This is a genomic window from Peribacillus asahii (assembly GCF_003570725.1).
GTDB classification, from domain to species: Bacteria; Bacillota; Bacilli; order Bacillales; family DSM-1321; genus Peribacillus; species Peribacillus asahii.
Genome location: NZ_QWVS01000033.1, coordinates 50,149 through 68,521, shown reverse-complemented (window position 1 = coordinate 68,521; position 18,373 = coordinate 50,149). Strand labels below are relative to the sequence as shown.

The following is an 18,373-nucleotide window of genomic DNA, read 5'->3' as shown; positions in this document are numbered from 1 at the left end:
GTGAAATGGATGAATGTCCAGACTATTAAAACGCTTATTGAGCTACAAGCTCTTCAATCACTTTCAAGCACGAATTCTACAGGCAGTAGTTCTAATTCCCTTTTTCAAGATATGCTGACAGACGTGCTGTCAAGTGACACACTAGGAGAAAAGGCGACTCAATCATTAGGTTCTGTATGGAGCACGCTTTCTAACAATATACACATGCCGTCACAATCTGACGCAATTCCGCAAACGAGTTCAACTCCAGACAAAAAAACAGATTATGATGCAATTATTACAGAAGCTGCTGCTTTATATAAACTGCCTGAGAAATTAATTAAATCTGTGATTCAACAAGAATCTAATTTTAATCCAGATGCCAAAAGCTATGCAGGTGCTAGCGGATTAATGCAATTAATGCCTGCCACAGCGAGAAGTTTAGGGGTGCAAAACATTTTTGACCCAGCAGAGAATATTATGGGAGGCAGTAAATATTTAAGCAATATGCTCACTAAGTATGATGGGGACCTTGAAAAAGCTTTAGCAGCCTACAATGCCGGCCCTGGAAATGTTGATAAATACGGTGGCATCCCTCCTTTTAAAGAAACACAAAATTATGTAGCTAAAATCATGGATACATATTTAAGCTAAGCTTTTACAGTCGACTATGAAATGAGTCGACTTTTTTATCGTTATTTCTGTTAAATTCTGTTATTGATTTCAGGCTCATTCATATGAAATAATCTTATAAACTTATAATCGTTTGAATTCAATCGATCACACAAAATCTAATTCCAAACATTTCTGTGTAAAATTTTCACCAAGCTAGAAATTTGTGATATTAAGTGTCCATTGTTAAAATAATGATTAAATATCCGGCTAAACTAAAACAACGTCGGATTATCTTTTCATAAAAGGAGTAATCAGCATGACGCAAGGGAACCCTACACCATATGAAGCCATTGGAGAAGGGCAATTACACAGGTTAATTGATGCATTTTACTCCAAAGTTCAAAAACATCCCGATTTGCATCCAATCTTTCCTGATGACTTAAGTGAAACCATTCGAAAACAAAAACAATTTATGACTCAATACTTGGGAGGTCCTTCCCTTTATACAGATGAACATGGTCATCCAATGCTAAGAGCTCGACATCTTCCATTTGAAATTACACCAGAACGAGCAAAAGCATGGCTTTCCTGTATGTATGAAGCCATGGATGAAATCGGTCTTGAAGGTGAAATTCGTGATTTTTTCTATCATCGCCTCTTCTTGACAGCACAACATATGGTTAATACAGCTTCCACTGATGGGAAAGGAGAAGACAGTTGAGCGTCCATAAATCCGTTTTCAACATTTCCGATTGGAGTAAACGACAACATTGTTATGATATTGGAAAAAAGCCAATTGAGATTTATGTGTTTATTGACCCTCTTTGTCCTGAATGCTGGGGATTGGAACCAGTTATTCGAAAACTACAAATTGAATACGGTCAATTATTTAGCTTACGACATGTAGTAAGCGGAAAACTAGCTTCTCTTAATATCGGGAAAAATAAAAGTTTTGAACAAATCGCTCAAGCTTGGGAAAAAACAGCGAGCCGTTCCGGCATGTCTTGTGATGGTGATGTATGGTTGGAAGATCCTATCACCTCCCCGCATATCGTATCTATTGCGATAAAAGCAGCCGAACTTCAAGGAAGAAAATTGGCTACTCATTTTTTAAGAAAATTACAAGAATACATTTTTATTAAAAAGAAAAATATATCCAATATCGATGTGTTAACGGAGTGTGCCAAAAGCGTGGGACTAGATGTCAATGAATTCATGCATGATATCACTTCATCAAGCGCTTCGAAAGGATTTCAATGCGATCTAAAAATTACAACAGAAATGGATGTTCAAGAAATTCCATCATTAGTCTTCTTCAACCAAAATATCGAAGAAGAAGGCATTAAGCTATCGGGCGTGTATCCTTATGAAGTATACGTTCAAATTTTGGATGATATGTTAAAAGGTCTGCCCGAACCAAGCGCTCCCCCTTCTCTCGAACAATTCATGAGTTGCTTTAAATTGGTCGCTACAAAAGAAATTGAAGCTGTCTATAATATGAATAAAAGCACGGTCGAACGAGAAATGAAAAAACTTGTTCTCAAACAAGTCGTTAAAAAAATTCCCGCTAAATACGGGACATTTTGGAAGTATACAAAAAAGCAGTCAGCTGAATGACTGCTTTTTTTTACAAATAAAGAGCCATACATTTTATATGCATGGCCAGTGTATAGAAAATAAGGGGTAGGAGAAATCCTTCACAATTAAACAAAAAGGTATAAGTTTGTTTGTGACTCATTTCACAATAAATATAACAGAAAACAAGACCGTTTATCAAGTAGTTTGTGCACGATTTCACAAAACGTTCACTTATTATATTTATATATTGTATAACAGTATGTCTCCTTCTCTACTTCCTATTTTACAAACGCTATATGTAACGAAAAAGCCATGTAAATCTATGATTTACATGGCTTTTTATCTATTCATACGAACAAAGGGGATGGGAGAAATTTCACATGCAAACAAAGGGGTATAAGTTTGTAGTGATTTATTTCATATCTGTACTATATCAGATAAATGCTGTTTTTTCAATAAGTATGTGCGAAACTTCACATATTTGTCATAATCATATTCATTTATTATCTACATAAACTGTAAAATAAAGCTTTCTAAATCCATTATTTAACTATATATGAAGATAAAGTTAAATGTTATTTTAATATGATAAAGGAGAGACATACAATGTTTAAATTTATTATTTTATTTGTCCTTCTATTCCTCTCTATCTTTTTCCAACTGCTAGGATTTATGAAATTAATGCCTTTATATATTACCTCCCCTATTTTATTGTTTGTTCTGTTTCTCTTTTTACATAATATGAACGAACGTAAACGTTTTAAAGGGTTTTAACTAAAATAAACGAGGCCCTCCTTTTGTTCTAGAGGGCCTCGCTTTATGTTTTTATTTTAATAAAAGTGATTCTAATTCATTTAATTTCTCTTCAAACACTTTTAATGCTTCACGAACTGGCTCGGCTTGCGTCATATCGACTCCAGCTTTTTTCAATACTTCAATCGGATAATCGGAGCTGCCTGATTTTAAGAATTCAATATATCGTTTAACCGCAGGCTCCCCTTCTTCAAGAATTTGTTTACTTAATGCTGTAGCCGCGCTAATACCTGTCGCATATTGATATACATAATAATTATAATAGAAATGCGGAATTCTCGCCCATTCTAAGCCAATTTCTTCATCAATCACCATGTTATCGCCAAAATACTTCTTATTTAACGCATAGTACTCTTCCGTAAGCATATCCGCTGTTAATGCCTCACCATTTTGAGCTTTTACGTGAATGGTATGCTCAAACTCTGCAAACATTGTTTGACGGAATAGTGTGCCTCGGAAGCCTTCTAAATAATGATTTAATAAATAAATTCGCTTCTTCTCGTCCTCAATTGTATTTAATAAATAATCATTTAATAAGTTCTCATTACATGTCGAAGCTACTTCCGCTACGAAAATTGAGTAGTTTCCATACGGATATGGCTGATATTTACGCGTGTAGTAACTATGAACAGAATGACCGAATTCATGAACAAGGGTAAATAGATTATTCACGTTGTTTTGCCAGTTCATTAAAATATACGGATTTGTGCCATATGTACCTGAAGAATACGCACCGCTGCGTTTTCCTTTATTCTCATGCACATCGACCCAACGATTTTCAAATCCTTCTTTTAGAACTTGTAAATAATCTTCACCAAGCGGCGCAAGACCTTTTAAAACATAGTCTTTCGCTTCTTCATACGTTACTTCCATCTTCACTTCTTGTACAAGCGGCGTAAATAAATCGTACATATGAAGTTCATCAAGCTTTAGAACTTTCTTGCGTAAATCTAAATAGCGGTGTAGTAAAGGAAGATGCTCATTCACTGTTTCCACTAGATTATCATAAACCGCTTCTGGAATATTATTATTGCTTAGAGCTGCTTGACGGGCATTGTCATATTTACGAACAGATGCATTAAAGTTTTGGCTTTTCACTTGCCCAGCCAGCGTGCTCGCAAATGTATTACGGAACTTGCCATACGTGCTATATACTCCTTCAAAAGCGTCCTGACGAACACGACGATCCGTACTTTCTAAAAAGCGAATATAGCGGCCATGCGTAATCTCTACATCATTGCCTTCTTCATCTTTAATCGTTGGGAATTTCAAATCGGCATTATTTAACATTCCAAACGTATTACTAGAGGCATCAAACACTTCTGAAGCTTGAGCTAACAATGCCTCCTCTGTCGCAGATAACACATGCGGACGTTGTAAATTAATTTCCTCAATCGCATGTTCATATAATTTCAATTCACTCTTTTCAGCCATAAACTGAGAAATTGTGCTTTCCTCGATGCTTAACAGTTCAGGTACAATATAAGCAAATGCACTGGATGCTTGTGCATATAAATTTTTCGCTCGATCATCAAACCCCTGATAAAGAGAGTTCGTTGTATCTTGATCATAACGCATATGGGAATACGCATAGACTTTTCCTAGCTTCTCTAACACATTATCTTGAAATTGCAGCGCATTATATAATTGGTCTGCACTTTCGCCTAACTTGCCTTGGAATTGATTCGCTTTCTTCAGTTCTTCTTTTACTTCCTGGTAAGCCGCTTCCCAATCCTGATCTGATGCAAAAATATCCTCAAGTCTCCATGTATCCTCAACCGCAATATCTTGGCGTGATGGTAATGTATTCTTTGTCATTTCACATTCCTCCATTCAAAAGTACTTCCTCGATATGGATCCTTGATCATGTATAGCTTCTCCATACTAACTATTTCTTCATTCACTAGGAAACTCCTGCTCTTATGCCCTTATGACACGAAGTAGATCAAGCTTTTTCATTATAAATGATATTGTTCTTCTCAAGCATCCATTTATACTCATGATAGAACATCTTTTCCAACTCTTCCTGTTCCATCATCGTTTTGGGAATGGTGATTTCTTTCGTTAGCTTATAACAGCCTGCTGTCGTCTCTGTTAAATAACCTGCTTGTACTAAAAAGGAGATGTATTCATAAACAGGATGCAACGCATCACGCTTTAATAGCGGTAATGTCCTTAATGCAATCACACCTTTCGCGACTCTTTTTTGAAAAGACTGCAGAAACGTTCGTAATTGCACGAATTGCCCTACTTCCCTTTTATGCAAAACATCTAAATAGAGCCAGGCTTGCCATTCAATCGCTGCCGTCTTAATCAGCGTCATGCCTTTCACTGGAATTCCGACTTCAATAGGCAATGTTGCCGCGGTTAAACGATTTCTATATAAAGCGAGAAAAAGTGAATCGTGTAGATTAGCCGTTTTTGCTCGATGCAGGCACCAGCTTTTCCGTTTATAACGCCATAGTGTAATAAATGGGAACTGTTCATGAATTCGAGGAATAAGGTGTTTAGGTGAAAGAAACTGTAACGGAGCAGCGGTCATTTCTGCAAACACCGTTGCAGGAGAAAAAGGCGTGATTCCTTTAAGGGCAAATAATTGATTACGCTCCGGACAATACGTCCATAAAAAAGGATAGGCACTGCCCCCTGTTACAAACAGCCATTGAAAAGCGGATAGTCGAAACTCTTGAACATCAATTCTTTTCATATTTTTCGCTGCTAAAATCCAAATTGGCATAATATCGATGCTTTTATAGGATTCTGTTCGTTCGATAAATACAGCTTCGCTAATCGTTGAGCACTGAAATTCGAAGGCGTATGTTTGTTCTTCAACCTTTACTAGAATATCCGCCCGCTTCTTAATAGCCGGCAAGTACGCTTCTAATTCTGCTTGATAACCATGCTCCTTCAACCAAGAAAAAAGTTGTCGTTTCGCAAGTAAATGATAGGGAGACTCAGGTTCTGATGAGGCATGACAAGAGGTGTTACTTTTGTGGGCAAAATGAGGGATTTTCATAGCTCCCGCTTTAATGACAAGCTCCGTTGCACAGCAAGGACAATAGTAGGGAGCGGATGCCTTAATCAAAGCGAGCATGTTCGCTGTAAGTATTTCCGGCAAGGTGATTAACGTCCCATCGCGGCTTTTCGCAGTTAGCATACTTTACCTCCTTATATAGGATGTATACATACTATAACATTTATCATCCATTATTTCCCTACAAATTAGTTCTGTTCGATAACATTCAAAAAGTTGTTGAATATTGCTGCGAAAAACCCATTTATCAAGTAAGGAAATGCCTATATACCTCTCGAATTCGGTTTTGAAGTACAAAACTCGAATTAACGGTGCCTTTCTCCTAAAAATTAGCAGGGAATTAGGAAAGTAAATCAGCAAAGAAAAATGCTTTGAGCATATAGCTCTAAGCATTATATATATCAATCTTTATTGAAGGTAAGCATCCATTAAAGAAGAACAGTCTATTTACTATGAAGAAATGCTATTCTTCTTATTTTGTATAAAACAAACAATAGTACAAATTTATTTTACATAATGTTTTTTAAAATCTGGGTGAATGGAAAATTTACGGCGTAGATTCACGAGGTTTTCCCCAAAACTTTCTTCTAAAAGGTCTCTATGTCTCTCCATGACTTCCATGAGATACAAATCATGAATCATAACTTCTGTAATTGGCATTACTAAACCTACATGCCTTGTCCATGCTGCACGGCTATCTTTCCCCAGTGAGACAATACCTGCTACTACTTCTGAATCATCTGCACTAATAACGATCCATCGTCCACCATACTCTTCTGTAATTTCATGACCCATATAATGAAGGTAAACATTCGCAAAATCAGAGTCGATTTCCCCATAAGCAATAATTGTTACGTTGACTCCTCTTTTTTCTGCCTGTCTTAGTTCAGACTCCAATTCCTTGAATTCTTCTTTCCAGATCTCTAAGAGAATTCTTTTTTTTGCAGATAATATACACTCTTTTACCTTATCGAGTATTTCATTGCGTCCCGTGATATTCCAGATATTTTCACGGTCATTTGCAGAACGTTCGAACTCCGCTAATGATTTTTCTGCCAGTTCGAAATTCTCTTCCGCTTCCCTTCGGCGGTTTTTAATTAGCTCCTTTGCAGGAACAGGGGTATACTGTGGCGTGTTTCCAGGACTAACCAAAATATCTCCTCGTACGGTGAGACTATCTAGAACTTCATATATTTTTGAACGTGGTACACCAGAGTTTTTCGCTACTGCATATCCAGTTAATGGAGATTCCTCCAATAAGGTAAGATATGCTTTCGCTTCATATTCGGTAAAATTTAGCTTCTTTAATGTTTCGAAAATGACTTCTTTCATAAACCCTCCAACATAATATTAGTCGCTACCTTAGTAACTGATATTTTATCAAAATCTGTTGATTGTTTCCAACTGCTTCTGATATACTCACATAAGTAGTTACTTTGGTAGTCACTATTAGAAAGAGAAGGGAGAAGTAACATGGATAGCTTACTAACATACATTTCAATTGCTGCAATGATGGTTGTTATACCAGGAGCAGATACTATGCTCTTGGTGAAAAACACACTCCGCTATGGTCCAAAAGCTGGACGTTATACGGTTCTCGGAATGGCAACAGGACTTTCTTTTTGGACACTTATTGCTATTCTTGGATTATCTGTTGTCATTGCAAAGTCTGTAATTCTCTTTAGTACAATCAAATATTTGGGAGCTGCTTACTTAATTTATTTGGGTATAAAAAGTTTTTTTGCTAAAAGTGTGTTTTCTTTAGAGGAAATTCAAGCACAAGCGAATGCACCTACTAATTCTTCAGGTCGGCATAATACAGAGTCCTTTATGCAAGCATTACTTAGTAATGTTCTTAATCCAAAGACTGTTTTGGTTTATATAACTGTCATGCCTCAATTTATCGATTTGAACGGAAATGTAAATCAGCAATTGATTGTATTAGCATTAATCCTTACTTTACTTGCTGTATTGTGGTTTCTAACCCTTGTTTATGTAATTGATTACGCAAAAAAATGGTTGAATAACTCCAAATTCCAGAACGTATTCCAAAAATCAACTGGCTTAATTTTAGTAGGTTTTGGTGTTAAAACAGGGATTTAAATTTCGTTTATTAGCACTCCAAATTCAAAGTTGATAGCGACTATACAGGACAAGGATGAATTTACTCACTACAATAAAATCAAAGAAAAGGGAGCCCATATTGTATAATATGAGCTCCCTTTTCTTTATATTTAAAGCTTTGTTATAAAACGCTGTTAGTTTCTTTTTGTTGTCCTAGTAGCTTAGCAGAAAGATATTTTCTTGCATTAGGAGTTAAAATGTTTAGAATCTCCTTTTTTCTTTCAGATGAGTTCTCACTCTTTTCAAATTCTACTAAAGCACCATCCAAATTCTCGGTAATATACTTAACCCTATACCCATTTTGGATAAGGAAATCTATTTGATCTCGTTCTTTTACATATTCTTGATACTCTGACATACAGCCTCCCCCTTCCGTACATCTACAATTTTTCATTCACAACTTGAGGTGCCGTCACCGTTTCTGGCTCCACCTCAATTTCCCAATCACGCCCAACTGTTATGCCTAAATATTTTTCATCATTAGGCTCTTCAATCTCCGCTTGCGGATATTTTTTAAACCACCAATACTTAGCTAAAACATAATAAACAATAGCTCCAACGGCAAACCCAACTAAAGAAGAATAAGCTGGTAATAAATTAGCGATGACTCCTCCGATAATCCATGCAATCATTCCGGCCCAGTTAAATCCTTTCATATATTTAAACTGTCCGTCTACTTCATAAAGATCGTGCACATTAACACGTCTTTTTCGAAGCAAATAATAGTCTGCAAATAAAATACCAACAATAGCGGTTAAGATGCCTCCAATAACGAGCAAAGCAGAATTAAGAATATCAAATAGACTCCAAGGTTGAGCAAGTATACCGATAATTCCAGCAATAATAACACCTACCCAAAATGGAACCTTTGGCCCGCCTACATTGGAGAAGATCGTCGCGGCAGGAATGACATTGGCTGAAGTATTTGTCGACCATTGTGCTAATACAATCATAAGCAGCAAGATTCCTAGTATAAATCCATTTGCAGCTTCTTGTAGAGCGACGACAGGATCAGCGGTTGATACCGCCATATAACAAACGGCACCAATGACAACCATAAATGTGTTCACAATTGGCATAACAATAATTGAACCAACTAGTTGCGTTTTATTTCGTTTAAACCAGTTTCTTTCATTTTTAGGTGCTTTAAAAAATCTAGATAAGGAAGGCATATCCGCTGCAAGCGTAGCCCAGAATCCCATATTTGCCATCACGACTACCATAAATGCTGTAAACGCAGCAGCACCTGTTACTGGGCTTTCCACCCATGCCCAAATATCTTTTCCTTGCCCTGTTGCATTATCAGCTAAAGCAATATACATCCAGCAAGAAATGATAATGATAACTGGTGCAGCCAAATCGGCAAAGCGTTCAATCGATTTAATCCCTAGTGATGTATTAATCAACTGAGCAGCTGCAAAAAACAGAAAGCAAATAAACCAATTATCAAAACCGAATAGTAAGTTTAAAATTCCATTGATAGCTGTTGATCCAAAATAGGTGTTAATCCCAAACCAACAAGCGGCCGTTACTCCACGTATAATAGATGGAATATGCGTACCAATCGTTCCAAATGGAGCTCTCATATAAACAGGGAAGGAAAGACCATGTTCAACTCCTATATCACCGATAATTGTCATAAAAATTCCGATTGTAATAGACCCAACTAGAGTGGCAAGGATAACGATTGGAAGTGGCAAATTGATTATAGCAGCACCGCCAATAGCAAAGGCTGCTAACACAATAGCCATACCGACCCAAATCACTGAAAATCCAAAGGCACTTATATTTCTGTCACTATAAGAAATAGGAAGCAAATCAGGAGATTTTAAATAATTACTATTCTTTTTCATGGCGACACCTCTCCTCTTTTTTGAATTTTCAGTTTTATTTTTATATAAGAAACTCTAACTCTTTCAACCGATAATATAGACCTATACTATTTACTTAGCGACGGGATCAATAGCACCGGAAGCAGCTCCAATCACCGCTTGATGTTCATTCCATGTCATAGGCGGCAGTTCACTCGGAACCTCCAGCATTTCAATTGCCCCTTCAACCGGACAGACAATCGAGCATAAATTACAGCCAACGCAGTCTTCTTCTCTTACCTTTAACTGACTGTTTCCATTCGCATCCTTTAATAAATCGATACATTGATGCGACGTATCTTCACATGAAATATGGCATTTATTACACTTAATGCATACGTCATTGTTAATTCTAGCTACGACTTTATAGTTGAGATCAAGTTCACCCCAATCCGAATATTTAGGAACAGATTTCCCAACTAAATCCATGACGGAAGTTAAACCTTTTTCATCTAAGTAATTATTTAATCCGTCAATCATATCCTCCACAATTCTAAATCCATGATGCATAGCCGCTGTACAAACTTGCACACCCGTTGCGCCCATTAACATAAATTCGACGGCATCTTTCCAATTCGAGATTCCTCCAATTCCAGAAATTGGAACGTTAATTCTCGAGTTTCGAGCACACTCTCCTACCATATTCAAGGCAATCGGTTTAACCGCTGGTCCGCAGTAGCCTCCATGAGCTCCTTTACCGGCAACATGAGGAATTGTATTCCATGTATCAATGTCAACACCGGCCAAACTGTTAATCGTATTAATCATACTAATCGCATCTGCACCGCCATTTACCGCCGCTTCCGCTGTAACGGTAATATCCGTTATATTAGGGGTCAGCTTGACGATTACTGGGGTTTTCGCCATTTCCTTTGCCCAATAGGTTTGTTTTTCTACTAATTCCGGCACTTGACCTGAGGCAGCTCCCATTCCTCTTTCTGCCATTCCATGCGGACATCCAAAATTCAATTCCAGACCATCCACACCTACATCTTCTACTCGTTTCACAATTTCATGCCATTTCTCTTGCTTCGGTTCGACCATCAAAGAGGCAATGATTGCATGATTCGGAAATCGCTTCTTTGTTTCGTATATTTCCCTTAAGTTCACTTCTAGCGGACGATCCGTAATTAATTCAATATTATTAAATCCAGCCACCTTTTGACCGTTAAAATGAACGGCAGCAAATCTCGATGAAACATTTAGGATTGGATCCCCTAACGTCTTCCAAACAGCGCCCCCCCAACCAGCTTCAAAAGCACGTTGAACTTGATACCCTGAATTTGTTGGAGGAGCAGAAGCCAACCAAAATGGATTCGGTGATTCAATTCCCGCTAAATTAATACGTAACTCTGCCATGACTTTTCCCTCCCTCATTTTCTTATGCAAGTTCAGATACTGGATTTGACAATACTTGATGAATGGCGTAGGCACTCTCTTTCCCTTGCTGTGCAGCAGATACGACCATCGCCTCTCCCTGGCCTTTTCCAAAAATCACATCCCCGCAGGCAAATACTTTTTTATTGGATGTTTGAAAAGTACCCGGATCAATTTTTACGACTCCATCCATATGTTCTAATTCGAATTGTTCAATCAGCTCGACATATCTTGATTGACCGATAGCTTTGATAACTGCATCGACTTCCAATGTAAATTCGGATCCTTCAATCGGTACAGGACGGCAGCGGCCATCTTCTCCTTGTTCGCCTAATGCCATTTTGATACATTCGATTGCTTTCACATTGCCTTCTTCATCACCTATGATTCGTTTCGGAGCGGTCAGCCATCTAAATTCCACTCCATCTTGTTTCGCAAATTCATACTCAAACTCATAGGCTGTCATCTCACTCATTGTACGTCGGTATAAAATTTTCACATTGTCTGCACCTAAACGGACGGAACATGTCGCTGCATCAATCGCTGTATTTCCTGCTCCAATTACCGCAACTCGCTTTCCAAGCAATCGATTGGAAATAGGCTTCGTTTTCGTTTCTTTCACAAATTCGATTGCATCGTAAACTCCCGACAGCTCTTCCCCACTTATCCCGATATCCGGCACCTTCGACATGCCAATTGCCAGGAGAACCATGTCATGTTCGTTCATAATTTCATCTACAGATATATCCTGACCAACCCTCGTGCTTGTTCGAATATTCACATGTAAGCTTTTGACTTGATTCACTTCCCAATAGGAAACTTCTTTCGGAAGTCTAAAAGAAACAATTCCGTACGTATTTAATCCTCCAGCCTTTTCTTCCGCTTCAAAAATCGTAACCTCATATCCTAATCGAGCAAGTTCTCTTGCGGCAGCTAAACCAGCTGGCCCTCCTCCAACAATTGCGACGGTCTTTCCGTTCCTCTTCCCTGCTTCGAATAAAACCTGCTCGTTTTTTATCGCCCAATCTGTTGCATAACGCTGTAGATTTCCAATCCTAATCGGTTTAGTAGAATGATTCAGAACACAGGCTCCTTCACATAATTCCTCCGTCGGACAAACACGCGCGCAGCTTGCTCCAATCGGATTGGCCTCCATGATAGCCTTAGCGGATCCTTTCAAATTGCCGGAAGCAATTTTTTTGATGAAACTTGGGATATTAATTCCCGTAGGACACGCATTGATACATGGAGCATCATAACAATAAAGGCATCGGTTCGCTTCTTCAATAGCCTCCTGCTTTGTTAATCCTGGATATGCTTCTTGAAAATTTTCATGTAAATGATCTAACGAAACTCTTAATTGATTGACAGAACTCAATTGAACGAACCCCCTTTTAAATTAGCCTTTATTATTATCAATGTTTGACTCATTACTTAGATATGACTGTTTCACTTACTTTTTTTAGAGGATCAGAATTCACAGATCGCTTCAAGTACTTACCGCTTCCTAACTGTCCTACAAATTGTTTATCTTTAATGACATATTTCCCGCGAGAAAGAACGCTAACAGGTTCACCCATGACTTTCATTCCTTCAAAGGCACTGTAGTCCACATTCATATGGTGGGTTTCAGCCGAAATTTCTCGTTCAACATTTGGATCAAATATAACGATATCGGCATCTGAACCAATGGCAATCGTACCTTTTTGAGGGAACAAGCCGAATATTTTTGCTGCATTCGTTGAAATACTTTCTACGAATTCATTGATTGTAATACGCCCTTTATGAACACCTTCAGAGTATAAAACACTAAAGCGGTCTTCAATAAATGGTCCGCCATTTGGGATTTTTGAAAAATCATCTTTACCTAGCTGTTTTTTTCCATTGAAATTAAATGAGCATTGGTCGGAGCCAATCGTTTGTAGCTGTTTTGCTTTGAGGGCATTCCATAGAGGTTGTTGATGATCTTTAGGCCGAAGTGGAGGTGACCAAACATATTTAGCTCCCTCAAAGTTCGGCTTTTCGAGTGCGGTTTGATCAAGCGTTAAGTAAGGAGGACAAGTTTCCCCGTAGACCTCATATCCTTTTTCTCTTGCTCGAATAATTTCATCGACAGCTTCTTTACAGGTCACATGAACGACATATAGCTTAGCACCTGCAATATGAGCCAGCTCAATCGCTCGTTTCGTTGCTTCTCCTTCTAATTCAGGCGGCCTTGTTAACGCGTGATAAATAGGTTCTGTGTGCCCTAATGCTTTAGCCTCTTCTACTAACTCATCGATGACCGAACCATTTTCACAATGAACCATCACTACCGCACCGGTTTCTTTTCCTACTTTAAAAGCTTGAAAGAGCGTGCGGTCAGTTGCTTGAAATTCCTTTGCATATGCTAAAAAGATTTTAAGAGAAGTAATGCCTTCTTCCTCAAAAATTGCCGGTAATTGTGCTAAAGTTTCATCGTTCAACTCCGTTACCATCAAGTGAAATCCATAGTCAATGACCGCCTTCCCCTCCGCCTTTCCATGCCATTTTTTCACAGCATCTGCTAACGTTTTTTCACCTGAAGTTAAACAAAAATCTAAGATGGTCGTCGTTCCGCCGAAAGCGGCGGCGATTGTGCCTGTTTCCCAGTCATCATCTGTGACAGTATTGTTAAAAGGCATATCTAAATGAGTATGAGGGTCAACTCCTCCGGGAAAAACGTATTTTCCAGTGGCGTCAATAACTTCAGCATCTGGTACTGAAAGATTTACACCGATTCGAACGATTTTTTCATCTTCAATAAGAATATCCGCTTCAAATACATCCGTAGCTGTCGCAATAGTTCCGCCTGTAATTAATTTCTTCATTTTGTTTCTCCCCTTTTTCATTTAGTTAGACACCCAGCATGAACGATTCACCATTCAAATGCATTCTTCTTTCTTCATGGAATAGTTACTTTGAAGGGCCAACACAGTTTCTAGCAGCACATTTGCCCCTTTTGCACAATCTGCGTAGCTTGTTTCTTCCTCTTCACAGTGACTTTTCCCATTCACACTGGGAACAAAGATCATGGCCGACGGAATATAGCTAGCGATAAACTGGGCATCATGACCAGCGCCGCTGTACATGCGACGATAAGAATAATGATGATTCTTACAAGATACCTCTAATTGATTACAAATCGCTGAATCGAATACGACGGTGTCTCTTCCCCAAAGTTTCGTAGATTGTGTCGTACAGCCTTCTACTTCTTGTGGAATCTTCTGAATCACATCGACGACTTGTTCTATTTTGTTCGGATCTTTATGTCTAGCTTCTAATGTGAATACCACTTTGTTCGGGATAACGGTATGAATATTCGGTGTAACATTCATTCTTCCTATTGTGTACACCAGTTCTTCATCAATCTGACTAAGGTTTTGACGCAGATTAGTAATAATAGAGGCTGCAAGAAATAAAGGGTCTTTTCTCATTGACATCGGTGTTGTTCCGGCATGATTTGATTCTCCATTAATCGTAATCTCATAACAAACCATTCCTAGCACACCCTCGACAACCCCAATATCGATTTGCTGCCTTTCCAATACAGGTCCTTGCTCAATATGTAATTCTAAGTAGGCAGTGGCTTCTGTTAAACGGTTTTCCACACTACCTTCATAGCCGCTTTCCTTTAGAGCTTCTCCAAAAGAAATACCTTCCTTATCTAACGATTGCAACATCTTACTTTTCTCAAATTTATTCGCTAGCACCCCGGAGCTCATCATGGCTGGGTCAAATCGTGCTCCTTCTTCATTCGTAAAGTTAACAATCATAAGTGGAATCTCTGGTTCTATATTATAATGTCTGAACGTTCTGATTACTTCAAGCGCAGTTAACACTCCTAATACTCCGTCGAATCTTCCACCTTTCTCTACAGAATCAAGATGAGATCCCATTACAATAGGCGGTACATCTTTCTTTCCTGGTAATATGGCATAAATATCCCCCATGTCATCAAATCTTACATCCATATTTAATTCTTTACAGCATTCACAAAAATAATTTCTAGCGATGATATCTTCATCTGACATAGAAAGCCTTGTAACACCGCCATTTTCGGTAGCTCCAAATGTACTGAATGCTTCAATGGTCTTACGCAATCTTTCTTCATCGCAACTTATCATAACATTTCCTCCCTCAAATGGTGATATAATGTAACATGTAGTTATCTTACTATTAATAAATTAAATTGTATATATTCATTAGTCTAAAAAACATTGTGCAGTCGCACATAGAACTTCAGCGTCTGATTTAGAAAGGAGATTCATATTATGATTACGTTAAAAAAAATGATCGACTCGCCTGAATTCACTGCCCTCACATTAGTGGCCGGTGAAGAAGGACTAGCCCGAGAGATTACGGGTATCAATATTACGGAAAGCGTACATTTAGCTGAATTTTATAGACCGAACGAGCTCCTTATCTCTACCGGCATCAACATAAAGGGCGATACAAATCAGTTAATTCATTTAGTTGAATCTGCGTTTCATCATCAAGCATCTGGTATCGTGTTCAACATTGGCCCTTATATCCCTAAAATCCCCCAGCAAGTCCTGCACTTCGCCACTGAAAATCAGTTCCCTGTCTTTCAAATGCCATGGACCTATCGCGTAGCTGATTTTTTAACAACAACTGTTCAGTTTTTATCTTCTCATCAGCACACTCAATCGAAGACAGAACAACTTCTGTCCAACATCTTATTTCACGCAGAACAGAATGAAGAAAAGATTGCACATGAACTAGCACACCTGGGGTACAAAAAGGATGCAGAATTAGGAATTATCGTGTGCACTGTTGCTAATACGAAGCGTCCTATTACAAAATTTACAGATGCCATCGAAAGTGCATTCACCAATAGATATAAACATTTCTTATCAACCGTGTATCAGAACCAAATGATTTATATGGTCAGCCGTTCAAATGTACAAACACCTAATATCCCTTTCTTAAAAACAGTAGAAAGTATTTATACCCGAGTCAATAAAGAGAATTCAAAAACAAAACTAGTCATTGGTATGGGAAACTTCTATAAACACATTACCAATCTATCAAAAAGCTACCACGAAGCACTTACTGTCATTCATCTGTCCCAACAACATCAAAATCCATCACTATGTAAATATAAAGATATCGGGGCCTATAAAATCATTATGGGGGTACAAGATCGAGATATTATAGAAACATTCCATCACGATATGTTAGGACGTCTTTATCGTTATGACAAGCTGCATGATACAGATTTTGTTCACTTCCTCCGCGTTTTTCTCGAAGAAGATGGAAGCACATCACATATTGGACGCCGGGAGTTCATTCACCGCAACACCGTTCTCTATAAAATTAAGAAAATCGAATCGTTATTAGATGTTGATTTGAGCAATTCTTTTACAAAAACGAATATCTCACTCGCCTTTATGATTGAGGATATTCTGAAGGAATAATGAAAAGTTGTGCATATGCACAACTTTTTTTGTTTGAATATTCATTGTTTTCAGATAGATAAACAGTTATGATGATGTTAAGTAATGTAACATCAATAAGGAAACGGAGTGGTTATTTTATGAAATCAATGGACGCTTCACAAATTAAACAAGAGAATCAGCAATATGTCTTACACTCATGGTCTAAACAAAAAAACGTAAATCCTAAAACAATCTCAAAAGCAGAAGGAGTTTTTTTCTGGGATGAAACCGATAACAAATATATCGACATGTGCTCACAACTTGTTTATTTAAATGTTGGACACCAGCACCCAAAGCTGCTCGAAGAATTTAAACATATCGGAGAAATTCCATTAGCTGCTCCCGGCTTCGCTACCGCTTCCAAAGCTGCTCTTGCACGCAAAATCGTTAAAGCAGCCCCTTCCAATATGGCTAAAGTGTTCTTTACGAGCGGAGGAGCCGAATCGAATGATCATGCTATTAAAATGGCCCGCATGGTTACAGGGCGTTACAAAATTTTCTCTCGCTATCGTTCCTATCATGGAGCGACATTCGGCGCTGGTAATTTAACTGGAGAGAGCCGTCGTTTCGAAGTAGAGCCAGGAATCCCCGGATTTATCAAGTTTGATACCCCTTATTTATATCGTGAAGTCGTCGATTTCCCTAGCGAAGAAGAAGCGACTCAATTTTACTTAGCTCGATTAAAGAACCAACTATTATACGAAGGACCACAATCTATTGCAGCTATCTTTATTGAACCGATTCCTGGAAGCAACGGCGTTCTTATTCCACCAAAAGGGTATCTCGAAGGAGTGCGGGCACTATGCGATGAGTTCGGTATTCTAATGATTTGCGATGAAGTCATGACAGGGTTTGGACGTACAGGAAAAATGTTTGCAGTCGATCATTTTAACTTCGAGCCTGATATGATTACCTTCGCCAAAGGAGTTACATCTGGTTACGCTCCGCTCGGCGGTGTGATTGTAAATGACAAGGTGGCAAACTATTTCGATGACCACGTACTCATGACAGGTTTAACTTATAGCGGACATACCGTTTGTACTCAAATTGGCTGTACGACCCTTGATATTTATCAAGAAGAAAATCTGATTGAACACGCAGCAAAAGTCGGCGAGCAATTAGCAAAACGCTTAGAGCAGCTTCTTTCATTTAATTCCGTCGGCGATGTCCGTTATATCGGGCTATTCGCAGCCGTAGAACTTGTGAAAGATAAAACGACAAAACAACCTATTATCGAATACGGAACGGATTACGGAAAAGACAAAGTAGGTTTGATGAGTAAATTTATTAGCTTATTAAGTGAAAACGGCTTCTATACGTACTCCCACGAATCCAGCGTCATTATCGCTCCCCCTCTCGTCATTACAGAACAGCAATTGAATGAAGCAATGGATTTATTCGAAAAAACATTAATTCAATTCGAACAGCAATATCTTTTCACAGATCAAACATTACTTACAAAATAAACCGTGTTATAATAAATGTTAATTTTTAGTTCCAGA

At 38.3% G+C, this 18,373-nt stretch carries 16 protein-coding genes; 7 read left to right on the top strand and 9 right to left on the bottom strand.

The genetic code is table 11. From position 1 onward, the window contains the following. The first annotated feature begins 9 nt into the window (after positions 1-9). The 4 genes from D1953_RS15880 (at position 10) to D1953_RS21400 (ending at position 2,946) form a co-directional block, all read left to right on the top strand. Positions 10-633: a lytic transglycosylase domain-containing protein gene (locus D1953_RS15880; RefSeq protein ID WP_119118161.1), complete on the top strand. Its 624-nt coding sequence runs from the start codon at positions 10-12 to the stop codon at positions 631-633. 277 nt (positions 634-910) lie between these two features. Further along, positions 911-1,315, top strand: a complete 405-nt coding sequence (locus D1953_RS15875) for a globin domain-containing protein (protein WP_119118160.1) — start codon at positions 911-913, stop codon at positions 1,313-1,315. Continuing rightward, positions 1,312-2,211: a ClpXP adapter SpxH family protein gene (locus D1953_RS15870; protein WP_119118159.1), complete on the top strand. Its 900-nt coding sequence runs from the start codon at positions 1,312-1,314 to the stop codon at positions 2,209-2,211. Before D1953_RS15875 ends, D1953_RS15870 begins: the two co-directional genes overlap by 4 nt. Positions 2,212-2,778: 567 nt before the next feature. Next, positions 2,779-2,946 (top strand): hypothetical protein, encoded by a 168-nt coding sequence (locus tag D1953_RS21400; RefSeq protein ID WP_182480650.1) that lies wholly within the window; start codon positions 2,779-2,781, stop codon positions 2,944-2,946. 51 nt (positions 2,947-2,997) lie between these two features. Here the strand turns inward: D1953_RS21400 and pepF are convergent, their stop codons facing one another. The 3 genes from pepF to D1953_RS15855 all read right to left on the bottom strand — a co-directional run bounded on the left by pepF (position 2,998) and on the right by D1953_RS15855 (position 7,351). Continuing rightward, positions 2,998-4,803 (bottom strand): oligoendopeptidase F, encoded by a 1,806-nt coding sequence (gene pepF / locus D1953_RS15865; protein WP_119118158.1) that lies wholly within the window; start codon positions 4,801-4,803, stop codon positions 2,998-3,000. Between the two features lie 127 nt (positions 4,804-4,930). After that, positions 4,931-6,142, bottom strand: coding sequence for a competence protein CoiA (locus D1953_RS15860; RefSeq protein WP_119118157.1), 1,212 nt, complete (start codon positions 6,140-6,142; stop codon positions 4,931-4,933). A 381-nt stretch (positions 6,143-6,523) separates the two neighbouring features. Then, entirely contained in the window at positions 6,524-7,351 is an 828-nt protein-coding gene (locus D1953_RS15855; protein ID WP_119118156.1) for a TrmB family transcriptional regulator, read from the bottom strand. A 141-nt stretch (positions 7,352-7,492) separates the two neighbouring features. On the opposite strand from D1953_RS15855, the gene D1953_RS15850 reads away from it, so the two are divergent. Further along, complete coding sequence (locus D1953_RS15850; RefSeq protein ID WP_119118155.1) at positions 7,493-8,122, top strand: homoserine/threonine efflux transporter; 630 nt, start codon at positions 7,493-7,495, stop codon at positions 8,120-8,122. A gap of 142 nt (positions 8,123-8,264) precedes the next feature. Here the strand turns inward: D1953_RS15850 and D1953_RS15845 are convergent, their stop codons facing one another. The 6 genes from D1953_RS15845 to D1953_RS15820 form a co-directional block, all read right to left on the bottom strand. Continuing rightward, complete coding sequence (locus D1953_RS15845) at positions 8,265-8,501, bottom strand: hypothetical protein (RefSeq protein WP_119118154.1); 237 nt, start codon at positions 8,499-8,501, stop codon at positions 8,265-8,267. A gap of 22 nt (positions 8,502-8,523) precedes the next feature. Continuing rightward, positions 8,524-9,996: an NCS1 family transporter gene (locus tag D1953_RS15840; protein ID WP_119118153.1), complete on the bottom strand. Its 1,473-nt coding sequence runs from the start codon at positions 9,994-9,996 to the stop codon at positions 8,524-8,526. A 90-nt stretch (positions 9,997-10,086) separates the two neighbouring features. Next, positions 10,087-11,373: an NAD-dependent dihydropyrimidine dehydrogenase subunit PreA gene (preA, locus tag D1953_RS15835; RefSeq protein ID WP_119118152.1), complete on the bottom strand. Its 1,287-nt coding sequence runs from the start codon at positions 11,371-11,373 to the stop codon at positions 10,087-10,089. A 22-nt stretch (positions 11,374-11,395) separates the two neighbouring features. Beyond that, a complete protein-coding gene (locus D1953_RS15830; protein ID WP_119118151.1) occupies positions 11,396-12,769 on the bottom strand; it encodes an NAD(P)-dependent oxidoreductase in 1,374 nt (457 codons plus the stop codon). A gap of 52 nt (positions 12,770-12,821) precedes the next feature. Then, entirely contained in the window at positions 12,822-14,240 is a 1,419-nt protein-coding gene (gene hydA / locus D1953_RS15825; protein ID WP_119118150.1) for a dihydropyrimidinase, read from the bottom strand. Between the two features lie 54 nt (positions 14,241-14,294). Next, on the bottom strand, positions 14,295-15,536 hold the full coding sequence (locus tag D1953_RS15820; protein ID WP_119118149.1) for a Zn-dependent hydrolase: 1,242 nt from the start codon (positions 15,534-15,536) through the stop codon (positions 14,295-14,297). A 147-nt stretch (positions 15,537-15,683) separates the two neighbouring features. Here D1953_RS15820 and D1953_RS15815 point away from each other — a divergent pair, with 147 nt between their 5' ends. Further along, entirely contained in the window at positions 15,684-16,850 is a 1,167-nt protein-coding gene (locus D1953_RS15815) for a PucR family transcriptional regulator (RefSeq protein ID WP_119118148.1), read from the top strand. Positions 16,851-16,969: 119 nt separating this feature from the next. Next, positions 16,970-18,337 carry an aminotransferase class III-fold pyridoxal phosphate-dependent enzyme gene (locus D1953_RS15810; protein ID WP_119118147.1) on the top strand — a complete coding sequence of 456 codons (1,368 nt, stop codon included), beginning with the start codon at positions 16,970-16,972 and terminating at the stop codon, positions 18,335-18,337. Positions 18,338-18,373 lie beyond the last annotated feature (36 nt).

What these genes read in the sequence shown, in the direction of transcription:
- D1953_RS15880 (WP_119118161.1), top strand. Translation starts at nt 10, where the DNA reads ATGAATGTCCAGACTATTAAAACGCTTATTGAGCTACAAGCTCTTCAA.
- D1953_RS15875 (WP_119118160.1), top strand. Translation starts at nt 911, where the DNA reads ATGACGCAAGGGAACCCTACACCATATGAAGCCATTGGAGAAGGGCAA.
- D1953_RS21400 (WP_182480650.1), top strand. Translation starts at nt 2,779, where the DNA reads ATGTTTAAATTTATTATTTTATTTGTCCTTCTATTCCTCTCTATCTTT.
- pepF (WP_119118158.1), bottom strand. Translation starts at nt 4,803, where the DNA reads ATGACAAAGAATACATTACCATCACGCCAAGATATTGCGGTTGAGGAT.
- D1953_RS15860 (WP_119118157.1), bottom strand. Translation starts at nt 6,142, where the DNA reads ATGCTAACTGCGAAAAGCCGCGATGGGACGTTAATCACCTTGCCGGAA.
- D1953_RS15855 (WP_119118156.1), bottom strand. Translation starts at nt 7,351, where the DNA reads ATGAAAGAAGTCATTTTCGAAACATTAAAGAAGCTAAATTTTACCGAA.
- D1953_RS15850 (WP_119118155.1), top strand. Translation starts at nt 7,493, where the DNA reads ATGGATAGCTTACTAACATACATTTCAATTGCTGCAATGATGGTTGTT.
- D1953_RS15845 (WP_119118154.1), bottom strand. Translation starts at nt 8,501, where the DNA reads ATGTCAGAGTATCAAGAATATGTAAAAGAACGAGATCAAATAGATTTC.
- D1953_RS15840 (WP_119118153.1), bottom strand. Translation starts at nt 9,996, where the DNA reads ATGAAAAAGAATAGTAATTATTTAAAATCTCCTGATTTGCTTCCTATT.
- preA (WP_119118152.1), bottom strand. Translation starts at nt 11,373, where the DNA reads ATGGCAGAGTTACGTATTAATTTAGCGGGAATTGAATCACCGAATCCA.
- hydA (WP_119118150.1), bottom strand. Translation starts at nt 14,240, where the DNA reads ATGAAGAAATTAATTACAGGCGGAACTATTGCGACAGCTACGGATGTA.
- D1953_RS15820 (WP_119118149.1), bottom strand. Translation starts at nt 15,536, where the DNA reads ATGATAAGTTGCGATGAAGAAAGATTGCGTAAGACCATTGAAGCATTC.
- D1953_RS15815 (WP_119118148.1), top strand. Translation starts at nt 15,684, where the DNA reads ATGATTACGTTAAAAAAAATGATCGACTCGCCTGAATTCACTGCCCTC.
- D1953_RS15810 (WP_119118147.1), top strand. Translation starts at nt 16,970, where the DNA reads ATGAAATCAATGGACGCTTCACAAATTAAACAAGAGAATCAGCAATAT.